This is a genomic window from Kumtagia ephedrae, assembly GCF_003012745.1.
In the GTDB taxonomy this organism is placed as follows: domain Bacteria; phylum Pseudomonadota; class Alphaproteobacteria; order Rhizobiales; family Rhizobiaceae; genus Kumtagia; species Kumtagia ephedrae.
Genome location: NZ_PXYK01000022.1, coordinates 1 through 19701 on the forward strand (window position 1 = coordinate 1; position 19701 = coordinate 19701).

The window sequence follows — 19701 nt, forward strand, 5'->3', positions numbered from 1 at the left end:
CGAGGTGTGCTCGTCCATCCTTCGACAGAAAGCCGCCGCGAATCATGATCCCAGCAGAATCGCACGCGGCCCCAACGTCAACGCCGTTCTTCGGGTCTCCAGGGAGTCGGGGTAAAACTGTCCCCTGCATCTCTATTTCCTCGGTGGTCCCTTCCGCTCGGCCGAGGCCGCCCAGATGTTGACGCCGGCGTCGCGCGCATGGCTATCGATCTCGGCCAGCTCGGCCTCGCTGAAGTCGAGATTCTTCAGCGCACCGACGCAATCCTCGACCTGCTCGGTCCGGCTGGCGCCGATCAGCGCCGTGGTGACGCGGCCGCCGCGCAGCACCCAGGCCAGCGCCATCTGCGCCAGCGTCTGGCCGCGCCGCTCGGCGATACCGTTGAGCGCCCGGATGTTCCTGACAGTCTGCTCGTTGATGAAGGCAGGCTGGAGCGACTTGCCCTGCGTGGCGCGGCTGCCTTCCGGGATACCGTCGAGATATTTGGTCGTCAGCATGCCCTGGGCCAGCGGCGAGAACACGATCGAGCCGACGCCGAGCCCTTCCAGCGTGTCGAGCAGCCCGTCCTCCTCGACCCAGCGGTTGATCATCGAATAGCTCGGCTGGTGGATCAGCAGCGGCGTGCCGAGCTCGCGCAGGATTGTGGCCGCCTCGCGGGTGCGTTGCGAATTGTAGGAGGAGATGCCGGCATAGAGCGCCTTGCCCGAGCGCACCGCCTGGTCGAGGGCCATCATCGTCTCTTCCAGCGGCGTATCCGGATCGAAGCGATGGGAATAGAAGATGTCGACATAGTCGACGCCGAGGCGCTTCAGGCTCTGGTCGAGGCTGGCGAGCACGTATTTGCGGCCGCCCCATTCGCCATAAGGCCCGGGCCACATGCCGTAGCCCGCCTTGGTCGAGATGACCAGCTCGTCGCGCAGGCCGGAAAAATCCGTGCGCAGGATATCGCCGAAGGCGGTCTCGGCCGAACCGGGCGGCGGGCCGTAATTGTTGGCAAGATCGAAATGGGTGATGCCGAGATCGAATGCCTTCCGGCAGATGGCGCGCTTCAGGCGCATCGGCGTGTCCTCGCCGAAATTGTGCCAGAGGCCGAGCGAGATGGCCGGCAGCTTCAGGCCGGACTTGCCGCAGCGGTTGTAGCGCATCGTCTCATAACGATCGGCGGCGGGTGTGTAGGACATGGAGTGCTCCTTGGTGGAACTGGCGTGCGTCGTTCGAGTCTCGCCCGCGAAGGTCAGCTCTCGCATCTTCGGCGAATTGCCCGCGCGCACCTCGGGTGAGGACCGCGGCCGGACCGCCAATCTCGAGACGCTGCCAATACAATCGGCTCAGCGCTCGTTTCACGACAACCGCTGAAGGTCAGCGTTTCAGGCACAACGGTCCTCGAGGCGCAGCCGAGCCGCCCACGCCAGCCGCCGAACCCTTCTGCTCCGGCAAGTCCCCGAAAAGACTTTCCCCGCGCATCCAATCCTCCAGAAGCAGCGCCGCGCTCAACCGAATCATACCCCGCCGCTCTTGCAAAGCCTCAAAGTTCAAAAAGATTCACAGCCGCTGAGGTGCGAGCCCGCAATGTGTTGGCGAGAAGCGAAACCGTCGAAGGGCGAGCCTCGAAGGACGTCCACCGAACACTAGCCCATCCCCTCCAGCACGCTTCTTTGCCGCTGCATCTCCAGGAACACCCGATAGTCGCGATCGTACCGCGCCTTCCCCGTCGCGTCGGGCCGGCGCTCGCGCGTCGGCTGGCGCATGGCGAGGCAGGCTTCCGCCAGGTCGCCGAACAGGCCGGCGCCGCTTGCCGCCGCCATGGCGGTGCCGAGCAGCACGCCTTCGTCCGCCACCGGCTCGACCAGGGTGCAGCCGGTCGCGTCGGCATAAAGCTCCATCAGCAGCGGATTCTTGGTGTGGCCGCCGGTGACGTGCAGGGTGCGGATCGCCGGGCCGGCCTCGGCCAGCGTGTCGAGGATGTGGCGGATGCCGAGCGCTATGCTGACGCATGAGCGCCAGTAGAGGCGGCAGAGGCCGTCGAAAGAGGCGTCGAGGGTGAGCCCCGAGATCACGCCGCGGGCGGCTGGCGCGGCCAGCGGCGCGCGGGCGCCGTGGAAATCCGGCAGGACGTGCAGACCCGCGCCGAAACCTTCGCCCTCCCGCGCCCGCAACTCCGCCACCCGCGCCGCTATGGCGCGATGGCGCCCGGCGGTCGGCTCGCCGCCGGCCGCATGCATGCGCACCATGTGGTCGAGCAGTGCGCCCGTCGCCGACTGGCCGCCTTCCGTCATCCAGTAGCCGGGCACGGCGATTTCGGCATAAGGTCCCCAGAAGCCCGCCAAGCTTATCGGTTTCTTCGTCATCATCATGACGCAGCTCGACGTGCCGGCGATCAGCGCCGCATGGCCGGCTTCCGCACCGGCCGCCAGCGCCTGCGGCGCGAACACGCCGAGCGTGCCGGCGAAGGCGTCGACCATGCCGGCGGCGACCCGGCAGCGCGGCGTCAGGCCGAGCGCATCCGCCGCCTCCGGCGTGAGCGCGCCGAGATCGGCGCCGACCGGCGCGGCGCCGGAAAAGCCGCCCCTGCGCAGCAGGTCGGACAGGCCGACGCTTTCGAGAAAGTCGTGCTGCCAGCCCTCGCGCTCATGCGCGGAATACGGCCATTTGGCCGTCAGCGTGCAGCGCGACCGCGCCGTCGATCCGCTCGCCCGCCAGGCGAGGAAATCGGCGAGGTCGAGCAGCAGGCCGGTCCGTTCCCACGCGTCGGGCCGGTGCCGCTTCAGCCACATCGCCTTGGGCGCCTGCATCTCGGGCGACATCACGCCGCCGGCCACGGCGACCACCGGATGCGCGAGCGCTGAGCATTCCGCCGCCTCGGCCAGCGCCCGGTGATCCATCCAGGAGATCGTGTCCCAGCCTTCCTCTTCGGACGCCGAGACCGGTAGCGGCCGGCCCGCGGCGTCGAGCACCACCAGCGAGCAGGTCGCGTCGAAGGCGAGGCCGGCAATGTCCTCGGCCCGCGCATCGGCCGCGCGGCGTGCGCTCCGCACGGCGGCACACACCGCCCGCCAGATGTCGTCGGAGCTGTGCTCGGCGCGCCCTCCGCCCGGCTCGTGCAACAGGATGGGATGGTCGCCGCGCCCGCGCAGCCGGCCGCCGCGGTCGAAGATGCCGGCCCGCGCGCTCTTCGTCCCGACATCGACGGCGCAGACCAGCTCAGCCATCGAGCTGCCCTGGGTTGCCGTGGTGGGACGAGCGAGCAATGACGATGCTGATGGAGGTTAGACGCTTCGATCGGCAAAGCGCGCCCTCGTCGGCCCGCTCCCCTCGCCACCTCTCCCGCGCGCGGGCAGGGCTATCGCATATGAGTATCGGAGGGGCAGACAGCTCTGCGTCGTCATTCCGGGGCCGCGCAGCGGAACCCGGAATCCAGAGTGCCGACGCTGCTCGAAATTCCTGGATATTTGCGAGGTTTCGCTTTTCCTTCGACACCAACGCTCTGGATTCCGGGTTCCGCTGCGCGGCCCCGGAATGACGATCATCATCGGCATGTGCGATTGCCCTGCCCCGGCAGAGGGCAGAGCTGTCGCATATGCGTTTACCCCCACCCCTAACCCCTCCCCACAAGGGGGAGGGGGACCGGCTGACGTCTCCGCCGAGCACTAATCGTCGACGATTATGCGCCGCATAGCGGCCGCAAAGTCCCCCTCCCCCTTGTGGGGAGGGGTTAGGGGTGGGGGTAGAGGGCCGCGCAGCAGTTGCTGAAATCCCATATGCGGTTGCCCTGTGGCAAGGGGAGAGGCGGCCCGAAGGGCCGGTGAGGGAGTGCTTCGGACCAGCTCGACCCCTATCGGAAAGATCGGCCGATACGGCCCGGCGCACCCCGACACTGCCTTGCAGCGAGGCCGCATGGAGTCGGGCCGGACATGGGATTTCCTCCACCATGCCGGCACTCTACAGGCGGGCCAGCGGCAATGCCAAGCGGCGCCGACGCTTTCTCCAGGCTGATCGCGCGAGGCGGCGTACCGTTCCTCGAGCGCGCTTCCCCCTTCGTGCGGGCTATTTCCCCCGACCCAGATACCGCCTCAGCGTCTCGGCCGTGCCGTCCCGCCACAGCGCCGCCAGCGCCTCGGCGAAGGCCGCCGCGAACACCGGCGATTTTCCGACTGCGCCGTAGATATCCTCCATCGCCAGCCAGGCCGCCGGATCGTTGCGGGCCTGCCGCGCCGTGCCCGTCATGCGCTCCCAGTTCGGATCGTTGGGCTCGATCGCCTTGCCGCTGTCCGTCTCGCCGAAGCAGTAGCGGCACCACAGCGCCGATTCCAGCGCCAGCCCGGCCACGCCGGCGCCGGCCTTGAGCCGGTCGGCAATGGTCGGGATGATGAATTTCGGCTGGCGGTTGGAGCCGTCGAGGCAGAGCCGGCGGATGGTGTCGCCGATCTTCGGATTGGAGAAGCGCCTGTCGATCAGCCGGTAATAGTCGTCCAGCACCACGCCGGGCACCGGCGGCACGGTCGGGATGATCTCCTCGCGCTCCAGCTTCTCCAGGAAACCGCGCACCAGCTCGTGCTGCATGGCCTCATGGACGAAATGGATGTCCATCAGCCCGGCCGGATAGGCGATGGTCGCGTGGCCGCCGTTGAGGATGCGGATCTTCATCAGCTCGAAGGGCGACACATCGGCGACGAACTGCACGCCCGCCTTCTCCAGCGCCGGCCGGCCGAGCGGGAACCTGTCCTCCAGCACCCATTGCTTGAACGGCTCGCAGAACACCGGCCAGCCGTCGGCCACGCCGAAATCGTCCTTGAGGATGGTGCGCTCGCGGTCGGTGGTCGCCGGCGTGATGCGGTCGACCATGCCGTTGGGAAAGGCGACATTGTCCTCGACCCATCGGGCGAAGCCCGGATCGGAGAGTTTCGCCAGCCCGCACACCGCGTCCATGGTCACATGGCCGTTGTGGGGGATGTTGTCGCAGGACATCACCGTGAAGGGAGGCGTGCCGTCCGCCTTGCGCCGCTTCAGCCCGGCGAGGATCAGCCCGAACACGGTCTTCGGCGCCTCCGGGCTCCTGCCGTCCGCCACGATATCGGCATGGCCGGCGTCGAAATGGCCGGTGGCGGCGTCGATGAAGTAGCCGCCCTCGGTGATGGTCAGCGAGACGATGCGGATCGCCGGGTCGGCCAGCCTGGCGACGATCGCCGCGCCATTGCCCGGCTCGACGAAGTCGACCATGGCGCCGGTGACGCGCGCCTGCATGTGGCCGTCGTCCTGCTCGACCACCGTGGTCAGCCAGTCCTGCGCGGCGAGGATGTCGCGGCCTTTCCTCTCGGCCTCGAACACGCCTGCGCCGACGATCGCCCAGTCATGGTCGAGGCCGGCGTTGAAGAGATCGTCGAGATAGACCGCCTGGTGGGCGCGGTGAAAATTGCCGACGCCGAAATGCAGGATGCCGGGCGTGAGCGCCGCGCGCGCGTAACCGGGACGGGCGACCCTTGCCGGGAGGCTTGCCAGATCGGCGAGCGAGAGTTTGGTGGACATGGTTCCTCGTTTTCGTTTGCCGGCGCCGGCGCCTCCCTCCCCCTCGAGGGGAGGGTGGCGGCGAAGCGGCCGGGTGGGGTCCTCGCGGCCGTGCCCGGCCTGCCTCCGATCCGCCAGCCAGCGATCAAATCCTTGCGCGCTATGCCATCGTCCCGGCGCCGCGCGCTCCGAATCCGTCCGCCTTCCGCAGGGCATGCAATCGCCCTGCCTCAAGCAGGATCTCGCCTATCACCAATTATATCCCGCCGCCTCATTGCAAAGCCTTTCCGTCGTCGCCGAACTTGTGCAGCTTCGACAGGTCCGGGGTCAAGTAGACTGTCGCGCCATGGCCGAGCCCGACCTCGCCGCCGGCGCGCACGGTGAGCGCCCCGACCCCGTCGGCGTTGACGTGCAGGAAAGTATCGGCGCCGAGATGCTCGGCGACGCTCACCGTCGCCTTCCACTCGCCGGCCGTGGTCGACACGCCGATATGCTCCGGGCGGATGCCGACGGTTTTTGCGCCGTAGCGGGCGGCCGGCGCTCCCTCGAGCAGGTTCATGCGCGGCGAGCCGATGAAGCCGGCGACGAACAGGTTCCGCGGGCTGCGGTAGAGCTCCAGCGGCGATCCCACCTGCTCGATGTTGCCGGCGTTCAGCACGACGATCTTGTCGGCCATGGTCATGGCCTCGACCTGGTCGTGGGTGACGTAGACCATCGTTGTCTTCAGCTGGTTGTGCAGCTCGGAAATCTCCAGCCGCATGGTGCCGCGCAGCGCAGCGTCCAGGTTGGACAGCGGCTCGTCGAACAGGAAGGCCGAGGGCTGGCGCACGATCGCCCGGCCGATCGCCACGCGCTGGCGCTGGCCGCCGGAAAGCTGCCCCGGCCGCCGCTCCAGATAGTTGGTGAGGTTCAGCACGCGCGCCGCGTCCTTGACCTTCCGGTCGATCGCCTCCGGCGTCTCGCCGGCCATCTTCAGCGGGAAGGCGATGTTCTTGGCCACCGTCATGTGCGGATAAAGCGCGTAGGACTGGAACACCATGGCGAGCTTGCGCTTGGCCGGCGCCTCCGCCGTCACGTCGCGGCCGTCGATCAGGATGGTGCCGCCGGTGGTGTCCTCCAGCCCGGCGATCAGCCTGAGCAGGGTCGACTTGCCGCAGCCCGACGGCCCGACGAACACCACGAACTCGCCGTCGGCGATGTCGAGGTCGATCTTCGGGATGATCGTCGTTGCGCCGAACGCCTTGTGGACGTTTCTCAAAACGATGTTGCCCATGTTTCCTCCGAGGGTTGGCGCCGGGGACAGTTTACTTTCCTTCCGCAGAAAGGTCGCAGCAGCGGAGAGTTTGCGCGGGCGGAAAAAAGTAAACTGTCCCCTGCTCCTAAATCTACTTCACCGCGCCGAACGTCAGCCCGCGCACCAGTTGGCGCTGCGAGAACCAGCCCATCACCAGGATCGGCGCGATCGCCAGCGTCGACGCCGCCGACAGTTTTGCCCAGAACAGGCCCTGCGGCGACGAGAAGGAGGCGATGAAGGCGGTCAGCGGCGCGGCGTTGGCCGTGGTCAGCCGGATCGTCCAGAATGCCTCGTTCCAGGCCAGGATGATGTTCAGCAGCAGCGTCGAGGCGATGCCCGGCACCGCCATCGGCGTCAGCACGTGGACGATCTCGTTCCACAGCGACGCTCCGTCCATGCGCGCCGCCTCCAGAATCTCGCCGGGGATTTCGCGGAAATAGGTGTAGAGCATCCACACCACGATCGGCAGGTTGATCAGCATCAGCATGATCGTCAGCCCGGTACGCGTGTCGAGTAGGCCTGTGTCGCGGAAGATCAGGTAGATCGGCACCAGCACCGCCACCGCCGGCATCATCTTGGTGGACAGCATCCACATCAGCACGTCCTTGGTCCGGTTGGTCGGCGAGAACGCCATCGACCAGGCGGCGGGAATGGCGACCAGCAGCGCCAGCAGCGTCGAGCCGACGGCGATGATCACCGAATTCATGAACGGCTTGAAATAGTCGTTCTGCGACTGCACCGCCTGGTAGCTCTCCAGCGTGCCGGAGGGGATCAGGTTGAAGCCGGCGATCGCCTCGGTCTCCGACTTGAACGAGGTGATGATGGTGTAGGCGATCGGGAAGAAGATCAGCAGCGCCACCGCCCAGGCGGCGATGGTGGCGATCGTCTTGTGGCGTGTCGTGACGGCGCGCGCCATGGTTAGATCTCCCAAGCGTCGGCATTGGGGTTGCGGGCTGGCGTAGCTTCGCGCCCCCCTCTGTCCTGCCGGACATCTCCCCCACAAGGGGGGAGATCAGCCGGCCGCCGCGTCGGCATTCTTCCTGCAACCTCGGCGATTGGCGAAATCGGAGACGACGGCTGATCTCCCCCCTTGTGGGGGAGATGTCCGGCAGGACAGAGGGGGGCAGCGTAGAGCACCATCGCCGCCGGTGAACCCCGATCCATTGAATCCAGTCGCATCACGCCCTCCTCACTTGTCCAGATTCCTGCCGACCGCGCGCATCAGGAAGAAGGCGACGATGTTGGCAAGCACGACCGCGATGATGCCGCCGGCCGAGGCCCCGCCGACGTCGTAGCCGAGCAGCGCCGTGCGGTAGATCAGGAACGGCAGGTTGGTGGTGGCGTAGCCGGGGCCGCCATTGGTGGTGACCAGGATCTCGGCATAGATGCCGAGCAGGAAGATCGTCTGGATGAGGATCACCACGGTGATGGCGCGCGCCATGTGCGGCAGCGTCAGGTACCAGAAGCGGTTGAGGAAGTTGGCGCCGTCCATCTCCGCCGCCTCCTTCTGCTCGACGTCGAGCGACTGCAGCGCCGTCAGCAGGATCAGCGTGGCGAAGGGCAGCCACTGCCAGGCGACGATCAGGATGATGGAGAACAGCGGATACTGCGCGAACCAGTCGACCGGCTGCAGGCCGAGGAAGCGGTTGATGTCGGCCAGCACGCCGTAGCCCGGATGCATGATCATGTTCTTCCACACCAGCGCCGCCACCGGCGGCATGACGAAGAAGGGCGAGATCACCAGGATGCGCACGATGCCCTGGCCGAACATCGGCTGGTCGAGCAGCAGCGCCAGCAGGATGCCGCCGATCACCGTGATCAAAAGCACGCCGACGACGATCACCAGCGTGTTGCGGATCGAGGTGAAGAAGGCCGGGTCGGTATAGAAGAACTGGTAGTTGAACAGGCCGGCGAAGCTGACATTGCCGGGATTGAGCAGGTTGTAGTTCTGGAAGGAGAACCACAGCGTCATCGCCAGCGGCACGATCATCCAGATCAAGAGCAGGATGACCGACGGCGCCATCATCAGGCGCGCCAGGGAACGGGTCTGCTTGGTGGCCATGGTTCGCTCCGCCGATTGACGTTGTGAGCCCTGAATTCAGCCTCCCGGTCTTGGGAGGCACCGGACGCCAAGGCGCCTTCTGCTTCGATCTGCCGGGCCGCTGGCTTGCGACCTTCCACGCCGCCGGAGCATTTCGTCGCCGGTACGGCATGGATCCTAGGGTCTGCGCCTCCGCTGCGCTCCGGCTCCGCCCTAGGATGACGAAGCGGGGAGCGATTCGGCCAATTTCCGACGCTGGCGATTGGCAGAGGCCAACTTCACCTTCGTCATCCTAGGGCGGAGCAGGCCGAAGGCCGTCGCGGAGACCCTAGGATCCATGCCGTACCGGTGGCCAGGCGCTCCGGCGGTTCAGACAATAGGAAGCGGAACCGACAACCCGCGAAAGGTGGCCGCCCGGTTGCCCGGACGGCCAAGGCACTGGGAGGCGCCTTATTTGATATAGCCGCCGCGCGTCATCTCGCGCACCGAGACGGCTTGAGCCTGCGCCAGCGCGTCGTCGACCGACATCTGGCCGGCGAGTGCCGCCGAGAAGAGCTGGCCGACCGTGGTGCCGAGGCCCTGGAATTCCGGGATCGCCACGAACTGCACGCCGACATAGGGCACGGGCTTCACAGTCGGCTTGGTCGGGTCGGCCGAGTTGATCGAGTCCAGCGTCATCTTGGCGAACGGCGCGGCCTTCTGGTATTCGGGATTCTCGTAGAGCGAGGTGCGGGTGCCGGGCGGCACGTTGGCCCAGCCCTCCTTCGAGGCGACGAGCTCGAGATAGGCCTTGCTGGTCGCCCAGGACACGAACTTCTGCGCGGCTTCCGCCTTCTGCGTGCCGGCCGGGATCGCCAGCGACCAGGCCCACAGCCAGTTGCCGCGCTTGCCCAGCCCGCTGTCGGGCGCCAGCGCGTAGCCGACCTTGTCGGCGACCACCGAATCCTTCGGGTTGGAGACGAAGGAGGCGGCCACGGTGGCGTCGATCCACATGCCGCACTTGCCCTGCTGGAACAGCGCCAGGTTCTCGTTGAAGCCATTCGACGAGGCGCCCTGCGGGCCGGCGTCGGTCATCAGCTTCACGTAGAAGTCCATCGTGGCCTTCCACTCGGGTTGGTCGAACTGCGGCTGCCAGTTCTCGTCGAACCAGCGGGCGCCGAAGGAGTTCGCGGTGGCGGTCAGGAAGGCCGTGTTCTCGCCCCAGCCGGCCTTGCCGCGCAGGCAGATGCCGTTGACGTCCGGGTTGTCGGCCTTGATCTTGCGGGCCGCCTCCGCGACGAACTCCCAGGTCGGCGCGTCGGGCATGGTCAGCCCGGCCTTCTCGAACAGGTCCTTGCGGTACATGACGAAGGAACTCTCGCCGTAGAACGGCGCGGCATAGAGCTTTCCGTCGACCGACAGACCGCCGGCGATCGCCGGGATGATGTCGGCCGCGTCGTAGTCGGCGCCGAGATTGTCGAGCGGCAGCAGCCATTGCTGCTTCGCCCAGATCGGCACCTCGTAGGTGCCGATGGTCATGACGTCGTACTGGCCGCCCTTGGTGGCGATGTCGGTGGTGACGCGCTCGCGCAGCACGTTCTCCTCGAGCGTCACCCACTGCAGCTGGACATCCGGGTTCTTGGCGGTGAAGTCGTCCGTCAGCTTCTGCATGCGGATCATGTCGCCGTTGTTGACGGTGGCGATGGTGATCGTCTCGGCATGCGCGGCAAAGGCGAGCGCGCTCGCGCCGCACAGGCCCAGAATGAGCGATTTAAGTTTCATCCAGATATCCTCCCAAATATCAAGGGTGAGCATTTGCCTTGATCTTGGGCAATTATTCACTCTCCATGATTTATGTCAAGATGGATTCCGCGCTTGTCGGGCAACTGGACAGAACGAGCATGAGCAATCGAGGGGAGGGGCGTTTTCGACTCGGAGAGGCGGCAGGCGGCAGGCGGACCGGCGTTTCTCGCCGGCGTTGCGACGCATGTGGACAAATTCCGGGCGATTCTGGCCTGCCGGATTTTCCGACCGCTTGATTTCGCGTCAGATTCCGCCGGTCACGATCGGTGCGCGGAAGAAATCTATCCCCTTTCCCGTCCTTGCGGCTACGGAGCTTCGCACATCCGAAACCTGGCGTGCCGGCGTATGTTGAGCAACTTCGATTGTTGAGCACTTCGATCCGATATCGTCTTGAGCGAATTTATTCTGCACCGCCGGAGCATGTCGCCACCGGTACGGCATGGATCCTAGGGTCTCCGCCTCCGCTGCGCTCCGGCTCCGCCCTAGGACGACGAAGTCGTTGATATTGCTGGCCAGTCGCCAACGTTTGCGATCTGCCGATCACCGGCCTTGGAGGTTGGCGCAGCGTCTCTTCACTTCGTCATCCTAGGGCGAAGCCGGAGCGCAGCGGAGGCGGAGACCCTAGGATCCATGCCGTACCGCCGGCGACATGCTCCGGCGTCGAAAACAGGCACGCAAGAAGCGCATACGAAGCGGGGAGCGCATCACTTGGCGGTCAACGGCGAAATATGCGAATCCGACAGCCGTTCTTCAGGGAGAGGTGCCTGCGGGACGGGGAAGGAGCGCGCCTCACAGCCGGCAGCGTACCACCCGTTGTCGTCACCCGCCCCCCGCCACCTTCAGCTCCCCCAGGATCCAGTCGCGGAACGCCTTGATCTTCGGCGCGTTGCGCCGCGCCTCCGCATAGGCGAGGTAGTAGGCCTGGCCGTCGTCGCCGATGAGGTCGAGAGGCTGGAGAAGTCGGCCGGCGGCAATCTCCTCGCGATAGAAGCCCGGGGTCAGCAGGGCGACGCCGCGGCCGGCCATCGCCGCCTGCGCCTCGAATATCTGCGAGCCGAGCTGGCTGCGCGGCCGATCCTTCAGCCAGTCGGTCGGCAGCCCGGCCATGCGCAGCCACAGCGGCCACCAGGGATCGCCGGGATCGACGATGGGCAGGCGCATCAGGTCGGCCGGCTCCTTGACCCCGCCGATGGTCTCGGCCAGAGCCGGGCTCAGCATCGGCGTGAACACGGTGGGCAGCAGGAAATGCGTGGTCAGGCCCGGCCATGTCCCGTTGCCGGCACGAATGGCGACGTCGACGTCCTCGCGGTCGAAATCGACCAGCCGGCCGGTCGATTCGACCTTCACCGCAAGTGCCGGGTGGGCGAACTGGAAGGAGCCGAGCCGGCCGGCCAGCCATTGCCCGGCGAAGGTCGGCACGGTGCTCACCGTCAGCGTTCCCTGCGCCTCGCCGCGCGCCGACGCATAGGCGTCGCTGATCAGCGAAAACGCTTCCGACATGGCCGGCGCCAGCCGCTGTCCGACCTCGGTCAGCACGATCTGGCGCGGCTGGCGCAGGAACAGCGGCGCGCCGACCCGCTCCTCGAGCAGCTTGATCTGGTAGCTCACCGCCGCCTGGGTCATGCCGAGTTCGGCCGCGGCCTTGGTGAAACTGCCCAGCCTGGCCGTCGCCTCGAAGGCCCGGATGGCTGCGAGCGGAGGAAGCTGGAAACTCACGACACATAAGCCCTGTTAATGGGTACCGATCGACGTTCGATTGGAAACTAGGCGCTTTCACGTACAAATAACAGGGCAGCCCATAAGCCGGACCGAAGGGAAGGCGACAACCATGACCACGCTGCAAGCACCCGCAACCACACTGCACCGCAGGCAAGGCTCCTGGAAATCCTGGCTGGCGCTGGCTTTCGGCAGAGCCAGGCCCCGGGCGGTGCTCGATCCCAGGACGCTGCCCGACCATCTGAAGCGCGACATCGGCTTTCTCGACGGCAACGACCCGTCGGGCAAGCGGCGGTAGGGCTCGACCGGCGCGGCATCAAGACACTGATGCGATGGCCGGCACATCTCGAAGCCGCGACTTTGCGACGTAAAAAACCCTCGCGCCGTTGCCGGCAAGAACCCCCTCTCCGTCTCGCCCTTCGGGCTCGCCACCTCTCCCCCACTGCGTGGGGGCGAGGAACCGCTGCCGCGATGCCGGCGCTATCCAGCTTGGGTTCCTCGCCCCCGCACGGCAGGGGAGAGGTGGCGAGCCCGAAGGGCGAGACGGAGAGGGGGACCTCAGCGATCATCGGCTTAGCCACGGCATCATGCCGTCGGCGCACGAAATGCCGGATCGCCAGCTCGGGACGCGAATGCCTGGTAGGCCCCATCATTGATCGCGCCCGGCAAATGCCACAATGACCGCTATGGAACTCCCGGCAGGACCATCTGCCGCGGAGTTTCCATGCACCTCGGACCGAATGCCGACCGCCGCCGCTTCCTCGCAGGCGCTGCCGCCCTCGGCGCGGCGCTCTTCCTGGCCGCCTGCCAGACCGGCGGCGGCATAGGCGACGCCGGCGGCGCGTCGGACTCCGGCGCTGCCTATCTCCGCGAGATTCGGGAATCCAACGGATTGGTGCCGCTTTCGCCGGATTCGCGGCTGGAGAAGGCGGCGCTGCAGCAGGCCGGCTACATGGCGCGTTCCGGCCGCATGGCGCACACCACCGGCTGGGGCAAAACCTTCGCCGCGCGCATGAACGGCAACGGCGTCGAGGGCGCGGCGGCCGAGAACATCGCCTTCGGCCGCATGGACCTCGACCGGCTGTTCTCGATGTGGATGAACTCGCAGGGCCACCGCCGCAACATGCTCGACCCGCGCTTCAGCCGTTTCGGCCTCGCCTATGCCGGCACCGGCCAGGACGGCCAGCGCTATTGGGCGCTGGTGCTGGGAAGGTAGGGTGCCAGCGGAGCGGCCTGCGCTCTTCCCCCTCCTGAGTTTGTCAAAGGATCACGCGGAGAAGAGCCGGCAGGCGGATGAGGGACGGCACGGCGGTCGCCGGCATCACGCCGCAAGCAGCCCCTCGGCGGTGCGCTCGTCGGTGATCAGCCCGTTGACCAGGCGGCGCGTCACCGCCGCGAGCAGGCCCGGCAGCTTCTTCTCGCCCATGGCGATCGCCACCACCAACGAGCGTTCGCGCGACGGCAACGGCGCCGAGGCGACGCGGTCGTTGATGGTGCCCTCGATCAGCCGGCCGTCGCGGTCGAAAGCCCAGCCGACGATCTCGCCGACCGCGCCGGCCTTCTGCAGCGCCTTCAGCTCCGCCTCGCTGATGAAGCCGTCGACGAACAGCGGCGCCCGCGGCCCGAGGTCGCCGACGCCGACGAAGGTGACGGCGGCCTCGGCGGCCAGCGCCAGGGTCGGCTGGATCATCGGCTGCCCCAGCAGCATCTCGCGCTCCTCCGGCGAGGAGGCGATGACCGGCAGAGGCATCGGGAAGGCGCGCGCCTTGATGCGGTCGGCCATGGTGAAGACGACGTTGTAGAAGGCGGCCGAGCCGTCCGGCGCGATGTTGCCGGTGAGCGACACGATCTTGTGCTGCGGGCAGTCCATGGCCGGAAGCTGCTCGATCGCCGCCTTCAGCGTGCGGCCGGTGCCGAGCGCCATGACGATCGGCTCGGTCGAGGAGAGGCGCCGCTCGATCTCGGCGGCGGCTGCCTGGGCTATGCCGATCGTCGTCGAGGAGGAGGCTGGATCGCTCGGCACCACCTCGACCAGGTCCAGCGCGAAGCGGCTGCGCAGCCGCTCGGCGAGATCGAGGCAGGCGGCGATCGGATGATCGACCCGGACCTTGACCAGCCCCTCCGCCATGGCGAGCGACACCAGCCGCTGCGCCGACTGCCTGGACACCCCGAGCTTCGCCGCGATCTGGTCCTGCGTATTGCCGGCGACATAGTAGAGCCACCCGGCCCGCGCCGCATCGTCGAGCCGTGCGCTGCCTGCGTCCTGGCGGGCGGCCATGATCCAGTTCCTCCCTGTCCGGGCAGTTGCCGGGCAGCCGGAGTGTGACAATTATCCGGTCTGAAGGCAATTGCCCGTTCCCTTTACAATTGCCCATCGGCCGAGGAAAGCCGGATTGGATGACCGCGGGTTTATCTCCGGCCGCAAACGTCCTATTACGGACGGGAACGAGGATCGAGCTTATGACCCCGAAGGCCGTGTTCTGGGACATGGACGGAACGCTGATCGACAGCGAGCCGCTGCATGAGGAGGCGTTGGTGGTGGCGCTGAAGGCCCTCGGCATCACGCCGCCGGCCGACCTGCACGAACGCGTGCTCGGCGTCGCCGCCTACCCGGTCTACGAGATGCTGCGCGACGAGTTCGGGCTCGATCTGCCGTTCGACCAATGGATCGTGCGCAAATACGCACATTACCTGGACAATGCACCCAGGCTGCAGCCGCGGCCGGGTGCCCTCGAGATCTTTCGCGAACTCAAGGCGCGCGGGGTGGTCCAGGGCGTCGTCTCCAATTCCGACCGCCTCATCGTCGACGCCAATCTGCGGGCGCTCGGCATCCACGAGGCCGGCATGCGCACGGTCTCGCGCAACGACGTGCGCAGCGGCAAGCCCGATCCCGAACCCTACCTGCGCGCCGCCTGGCTTGCCGGCCTGGACGCCGCCGACTGCGCGGTGATGGAGGACAGCTGGCCGGGCAGCGAGGCAGGCCTGGCCGCCGGCATGCGGACGATCTTCTGGCCGGAATTCCCGGCGCAGCCGGGGCCGCCCGGCGCGCTCAACGCCGACAGCCCGCAGGCCGTGCGCGCCTATCTCGGCATCGGCTAGTCGGCTGCTCCTCGCTCTCCCCCATGAGGGCGGCATGCAGCCTGACGCGCCTCAGTTCCGATAGACCGGCTCCTGCTCGTCGAGGATCGCCTTGAGCTCGGCCAGATGCCGGTCGGCCTGGCCGGGATAGTCGTCCATCTCGTCGGCGACCTTTTCGGCGACCGCGTCGGACAAGGTGCGCAGGGGCCGGCCGGTCCACAGCGCCTTGATATAGGTTTCCGCCGCGCGCTCGAAATAGAACATGCGGTTGAACGCCTCGGCGACCGTGTTGCCGATGACGAGGATGCCGTGGTTGCCCATGATCATGATCTGGGTCTTGGGATTCGACAGGAGCTGCGAGCAGCGCTCGCCCTCCTCCTCGAAGGCCAGCCCGCCATAATGCTCGTCCACCACCTGCCGCTTGAAGAACATCGCCGAGTTCTGGTCGATCGGCGGCAGCAGCGAGTCGGCCAGCGAGGCCAGCACGGTGGCGTGGATCGAATGCACATGCATGACGCAGCGGGCATGCGGCACGTTGCGATGCACCGAGCCGTGTAGTCCCCAGGCGGTAGGGTCCGGCGCGTCCGGCCGGTTCATGGTCTCCGGATCGTTGGCGTCGATCAGCAGCAGGTCGCTCGCCTTGACCCGTGAAAAATGCACCTGGTTGGGATTCATCAGGAACTGCGTGCCGTCGTCGTTTACGGCAAGCGAAAAATGATTGGCCACCGCCTCATGCATGTTGAGCCGCGCCGTCCAGCGAAAGGCGGCGGCGAGATCGACCCGCTCCTCGTAGAAGGGGAGATTGGTGCGGTTTTCCCGATGCAGGTGGGCGATGCTCATGTGCAGCTCCTTCTCCGGCTTTTCGGCAGCATGGACCGACAGGGGCGCCCCCGCAACAGCCCGAGGTAGCGTGGGTCAGGCGGTTTTGCGCTGCTGTGCCAGCCTCAACCCGCCCTGCTCGACGATGAAGTCGACGATCTCCGCCACGCCCTTGCCACGCGACAGATCGGTGAAGCCGAACGGCCGCCGCCCACGCATCTTTGCTGCGTCGCGCTCCATGGTTTCGAGGTTGACGTTCACGTAAGGCGCAAGGTCGCTCTTGTTGATGACGAGGAAATCGGACCGGGTGATGCCGGGGCCGCCCTTGCGCGGGATCTCCTCGCCCTGGCAGACCGAGATGACGTAGAGGGTCAGGTCGGCGAGGTCGGGCGAGAAGGTGGCGGCCAGGTTGTCGCCGCCGGACTCGATGAAGATCACGTCGAGGTCCGGGAATTTCCTGTTCATCTCGGCGATCGCCGCGAGGTTGATCGAGGCATCCTCGCGGATCGCCGTGTGCGGGCAGCCGCCGGTCTCGACGCCCATGATGCGCTCTTCCGGCAGGGCCTGGAGCCGCGCCAGGATCATGGCATCCTCCTTGGTGTAGATGTCGTTGGTGACGACGGCGATGGAGAATTCGGCGTGCATCGCCTTGCACAGCTTTTCCGTCAGCGTCGTCTTGCCGGAGCCGACCGGTCCGCCGATGCCGACACGAAGAGGTCCGTTCATTTCATCAACTCCTTGTCGGTCTCGCCAGCATCCGTCCTCACGAGCGGAACAGCCGTGAATACTGTGTTTCGTGCCGCATCGCCGCCACGTCCGAGATCATGGCGCAGGCGCCGAGATCGCCCAGCGACGAGACGGCCGCGCGGGCGGCGGCCTCCGTAACCGTCGGTTCCAGGCCGGCGATGAGCGCCACCGCCCCCTGCTGCCCGGTAACGCCGAGGCGTATGCCGGCCTGTACGAGATTGGTGGCGAAGGCCTGCAGGAAGGCGCCGAGCGCGTCGGCAAGCGGCACGCCATGCGCGCCGGCGAGGGCTCCAACCGCGACGCAATAGGCGCAGTCCTCGGGCAGGGCCGACAGCCCCGCGACAGGCCATGCCTCGGCGGCCTTGAGGAAAGCGGCACCCTGCAGCGTCGACTCCATATGACGCTCGCGCGAGCCGGAAAGGGCTGCCGCGAGATCGGCGGCATCGCGAAGACCGCCGCCCTTGCGCGCGAGCCGCCAGGCCTCGGCGAACAGCACGGCGTCGTTCCAGCCCGAACCGCACTGAAGCAGTGTTTCCAGCCAATCGCGAAGGCTTTCGGCATCGGCGACGAGACCGTCGTGCACGGCGCGCTCCAGCCCGTGGCTGTAGCTGAACGAGCCGACCGGAAAGGCCGGCGACAGCCAAGCCATCAGGCGCAGCAGCGCGCCGGCAGGACGGTCAGTCATGGCGGTGACGGTGTCCATCGCCATGATGGTGGTCGTCCGAGCCGTGATCATGTCCGCGGGCATGATCGTCGCTGTGGTTGTGCGGTCCATGATGCCCGGGGTGATCCTGGGCGTCATGGTGTCCATGATCGTGGTGATGGCCGTGGCCGCCCGAATAGGCGCCGCGCACCGGCTCGAACGGCTCGACGACGTCCGTCACCGTGGCGCCGAGCCCTTCCAGCATCGCTCTGATCACATGGTCGCGCTGGATGAGGATGCGCCCGCCCTCGACCGCGGCCGCGAGATGGCGGTTGCCAATGTGCCAGGCCAGCTCGGCAAGGTGGCGGGTGTCGTGCGCCCGCACGTCATACAGCTCCTCGTCGGCCGCGACGATGCCGACATGCCGGCCGTCGTCGAGAACGAGCCGGTCGCCGGCGCCGAGCGCCACGGGTTCCGGCAGATCGACCATGACCCGGCCACCCTGTCCCCCGAGCTCGATCAGCTTTCGACGAAGGTGGCGCTCGTCATGTGCGAGGATCGCCATGCCGATCGGCTTCCCCTGCGCCGATTCGCCGGCCGCTGCGGCCCGCAGGACGGACGTTGCCCGCATCATTTGAAAGCGCCTCCATTGGCCTGTGCCCGCGCCCGCGCCGGGCGCGACAGCACCCGGTCGAGATAGGCGTTGACCCGGTCCGATTCGATCCTGAAGCGGGCGTTGCGCGCCCAGGCGCCGATCTCGCCAACCAGCACGTCGACGGCGCTGAAGCGGCCGCCCAGCGCGTATTCCCGGCCTTCGAGCCGGCGGTCGAGCGCCTTGACCTCGCTGGCGAAATCGTGGGCCGCCGCAGGCCCGACCTCGACCCTCAGGTCCTCGGGCAGCAGGTAGTGGTGCCGGAGCTTGTTCCACAGCGGCGCCTCGAGTTCCGACTGCGCGAAATGCATCCAGGAATCCATCTGGGCGCGGCCGGCCGGCCCCGGCGCCGCGCCCATGTTCTTCTCCGCATGCTTGTCGGCCAGATAGATGCAGATGGCCGCGGAATCGGTGACGACGAGATCGCCGTCGATCAGCACCGGGCACTTGCCGGAGGGGTTGAGCGCGTAGAGCCGGTCGGAGCGCAGCTCCGTTTCGACGAACTCATAGGGCACTTGGAGCTCCTCCAGCATCCACAGCACGCGCGAAACCCGCGAGCCGCGAAAGCCGACGGCCTTGTAGGCGCCGTCCCGGCTACCGGAGGCCGTCAATGTATCGTGTCGAAGAGCCGCCATATCCATGAAACCTGATAGATCAGCGCGAAAGCCACGAAGGCTCGGTGAAAGGTCCGGTTGTCCGTCGCGATCGCCGCGATGCACAAGGCCACAAGCAACGGGGTGCGCACAAGATATTCGTTGCCGAACCGGGCGAAATGCGCCTCGCCCTTGAGCAGCGTGTCGATGACGTCGAGCAGGAAGGTGACGGCCAGCAGGCCGAAGAACCAGGCCCGCTTCGACAGGAAATAATCCTCGTAGCCGAGATAGTCGTGCATGCTGTCGGGGAAGAGGAACGCGCATAGCAGGAACAGGACGACGGCATAGCCGAGGATGAAGAGATAGACGCCGAAGGTCCAGGCCGGGATGGCGTAGAGGCCGAACTGCCACCACCAGAAATGCGCGAGCATGAGCAGCACAGAGGCCACCCAGGCGAGATGCACGGAATAGAGCGGATACTGCTTCGGATGCTGGACGATACGCGCCACGCCCGACAGCAGCCGCGTCACACCGAGACCGATCACCATGCCCATGACGATGCGGATGTGAGGGAAGACCTCCGCTGTGGTGGCGGTCTGTTCGGAAACCATCAATCGCCACGCAATTCATCGGGCGACCAGGGCCGCCCCGGCATGAAGCGGAAATTCAGCACTTCCGCCACGGAAAACGGGACTTTTTCCGGAAAGGCCGATGAAGGCAATCCTGTCTCCATCGCGACCCTCTCCCGAGCCCATTTATGCCGAGGACGCGAGCGCGAAGTTTCTCGCGCTGCTCCAGCGTCCAAATATAGAATCGCGCTCGTAGAGCGAGGTCTC

General features: G+C 66.8%; 19 protein-coding genes and 1 pseudogene. 3 read left to right on the forward strand and 17 right to left on the reverse strand.

What is annotated here, in order from left to right:
- Positions 1–132: 132 nt before the first annotated feature.
- The 9 genes and pseudogenes from mgrA to C7I84_RS20735 form a co-directional block, all read right to left on the reverse strand.
- The gene (gene mgrA, locus C7I84_RS20695) at positions 133–1179 is read right to left on the reverse strand and encodes an L-glyceraldehyde 3-phosphate reductase (protein WP_106774125.1); all 1047 of its coding nucleotides are present in this window, start codon (positions 1177–1179) and stop codon (positions 133–135) included.
- A gap of 447 nt (positions 1180–1626) precedes the next feature.
- Positions 1627–3207: an FGGY family pentulose kinase gene (locus tag C7I84_RS20700; RefSeq protein WP_106774126.1), complete on the reverse strand. Its 1581-nt coding sequence runs from the start codon at positions 3205–3207 to the stop codon at positions 1627–1629.
- Between the two features lie 835 nt (positions 3208–4042).
- Positions 4043–5521 carry a mannitol dehydrogenase family protein gene (locus tag C7I84_RS20710; protein ID WP_106774127.1) on the reverse strand — a complete coding sequence of 493 codons (1479 nt, stop codon included), beginning with the start codon at positions 5519–5521 and terminating at the stop codon, positions 4043–4045.
- A 250-nt stretch (positions 5522–5771) separates the two neighbouring features.
- Positions 5772–6773 (reverse strand): ABC transporter ATP-binding protein, encoded by a 1002-nt coding sequence (locus C7I84_RS20715; RefSeq protein ID WP_106774128.1) that lies wholly within the window; start codon positions 6771–6773, stop codon positions 5772–5774.
- Positions 6774–6885: 112 nt separating this feature from the next.
- On the reverse strand, positions 6886–7710 hold the full coding sequence (locus tag C7I84_RS20720; RefSeq protein WP_106774129.1) for a carbohydrate ABC transporter permease: 825 nt from the start codon (positions 7708–7710) through the stop codon (positions 6886–6888).
- A gap of 22 nt (positions 7711–7732) precedes the next feature.
- A pseudogene (locus C7I84_RS31060) lies at positions 7733–7918 on the reverse strand (hypothetical protein); the annotation flags it as partial.
- Positions 7919–7983: 65 nt separating this feature from the next.
- A complete protein-coding gene (locus C7I84_RS20725; RefSeq protein ID WP_106774130.1) occupies positions 7984–8856 on the reverse strand; it encodes a carbohydrate ABC transporter permease in 873 nt (290 codons plus the stop codon).
- A gap of 429 nt (positions 8857–9285) precedes the next feature.
- Entirely contained in the window at positions 9286–10596 is a 1311-nt protein-coding gene (locus tag C7I84_RS20730; protein ID WP_106774131.1) for an ABC transporter substrate-binding protein, read from the reverse strand.
- Positions 10597–11436: 840 nt separating this feature from the next.
- Positions 11437–12333 (reverse strand): LysR substrate-binding domain-containing protein, encoded by an 897-nt coding sequence (locus C7I84_RS20735; protein WP_106774132.1) that lies wholly within the window; start codon positions 12331–12333, stop codon positions 11437–11439.
- 112 nt (positions 12334–12445) lie between these two features.
- Between C7I84_RS20735 and C7I84_RS20740 the strand changes: the two genes are divergently transcribed.
- A complete protein-coding gene (locus C7I84_RS20740; RefSeq protein WP_106774133.1) occupies positions 12446–12631 on the forward strand; it encodes a hypothetical protein in 186 nt (61 codons plus the stop codon).
- 426 nt (positions 12632–13057) lie between these two features.
- Complete coding sequence (locus C7I84_RS20745; protein WP_106774134.1) at positions 13058–13549, forward strand: CAP domain-containing protein; 492 nt, start codon at positions 13058–13060, stop codon at positions 13547–13549.
- Between the two features lie 105 nt (positions 13550–13654).
- Here the strand turns inward: C7I84_RS20745 and C7I84_RS20750 are convergent, their stop codons facing one another.
- Positions 13655–14611: a sugar-binding transcriptional regulator gene (locus tag C7I84_RS20750; protein WP_106774135.1), complete on the reverse strand. Its 957-nt coding sequence runs from the start codon at positions 14609–14611 to the stop codon at positions 13655–13657.
- A 182-nt stretch (positions 14612–14793) separates the two neighbouring features.
- Here C7I84_RS20750 and C7I84_RS20755 point away from each other — a divergent pair, with 182 nt between their 5' ends.
- Positions 14794–15432, forward strand: coding sequence for an HAD family hydrolase (locus tag C7I84_RS20755; protein WP_106774136.1), 639 nt, complete (start codon positions 14794–14796; stop codon positions 15430–15432).
- A gap of 51 nt (positions 15433–15483) precedes the next feature.
- On the opposite strand, the gene C7I84_RS20760 is transcribed toward C7I84_RS20755, so the two are convergent.
- From C7I84_RS20760 to C7I84_RS30665, 7 genes are all read right to left on the reverse strand, one after another.
- Positions 15484–16251, reverse strand: coding sequence for a class II aldolase and adducin N-terminal domain-containing protein (locus tag C7I84_RS20760; RefSeq protein ID WP_106774137.1), 768 nt, complete (start codon positions 16249–16251; stop codon positions 15484–15486).
- A gap of 75 nt (positions 16252–16326) precedes the next feature.
- The gene (gene ureG / locus C7I84_RS20765; RefSeq protein ID WP_106774138.1) at positions 16327–16956 is read right to left on the reverse strand and encodes an urease accessory protein UreG; all 630 of its coding nucleotides are present in this window, start codon (positions 16954–16956) and stop codon (positions 16327–16329) included.
- A gap of 37 nt (positions 16957–16993) precedes the next feature.
- Positions 16994–17680: an urease accessory protein UreF gene (locus C7I84_RS20770; RefSeq protein ID WP_106774240.1), complete on the reverse strand. Its 687-nt coding sequence runs from the start codon at positions 17678–17680 to the stop codon at positions 16994–16996.
- The gene (locus C7I84_RS20775; protein WP_106774139.1) at positions 17655–18254 is read right to left on the reverse strand and encodes an urease accessory protein UreE; all 600 of its coding nucleotides are present in this window, start codon (positions 18252–18254) and stop codon (positions 17655–17657) included. Before C7I84_RS20775 ends, C7I84_RS20770 begins: the two co-directional genes overlap by 26 nt.
- Positions 18251–18883: a glutathione S-transferase family protein gene (locus tag C7I84_RS20780; RefSeq protein WP_245428527.1), complete on the reverse strand. Its 633-nt coding sequence runs from the start codon at positions 18881–18883 to the stop codon at positions 18251–18253. Before C7I84_RS20780 ends, C7I84_RS20775 begins: the two co-directional genes overlap by 4 nt.
- The gene (locus tag C7I84_RS20785; protein WP_106774141.1) at positions 18880–19476 is read right to left on the reverse strand and encodes a hypothetical protein; all 597 of its coding nucleotides are present in this window, start codon (positions 19474–19476) and stop codon (positions 18880–18882) included. The genes C7I84_RS20780 and C7I84_RS20785 overlap by 4 nt, the downstream gene beginning before the upstream one ends.
- Positions 19476–19598, reverse strand: a complete 123-nt coding sequence (locus C7I84_RS30665) for a DUF29 domain-containing protein (RefSeq protein ID WP_165816160.1) — start codon at positions 19596–19598, stop codon at positions 19476–19478. The genes C7I84_RS20785 and C7I84_RS30665 overlap by 1 nt, the downstream gene beginning before the upstream one ends.
- Positions 19599–19701 lie beyond the last annotated feature (103 nt).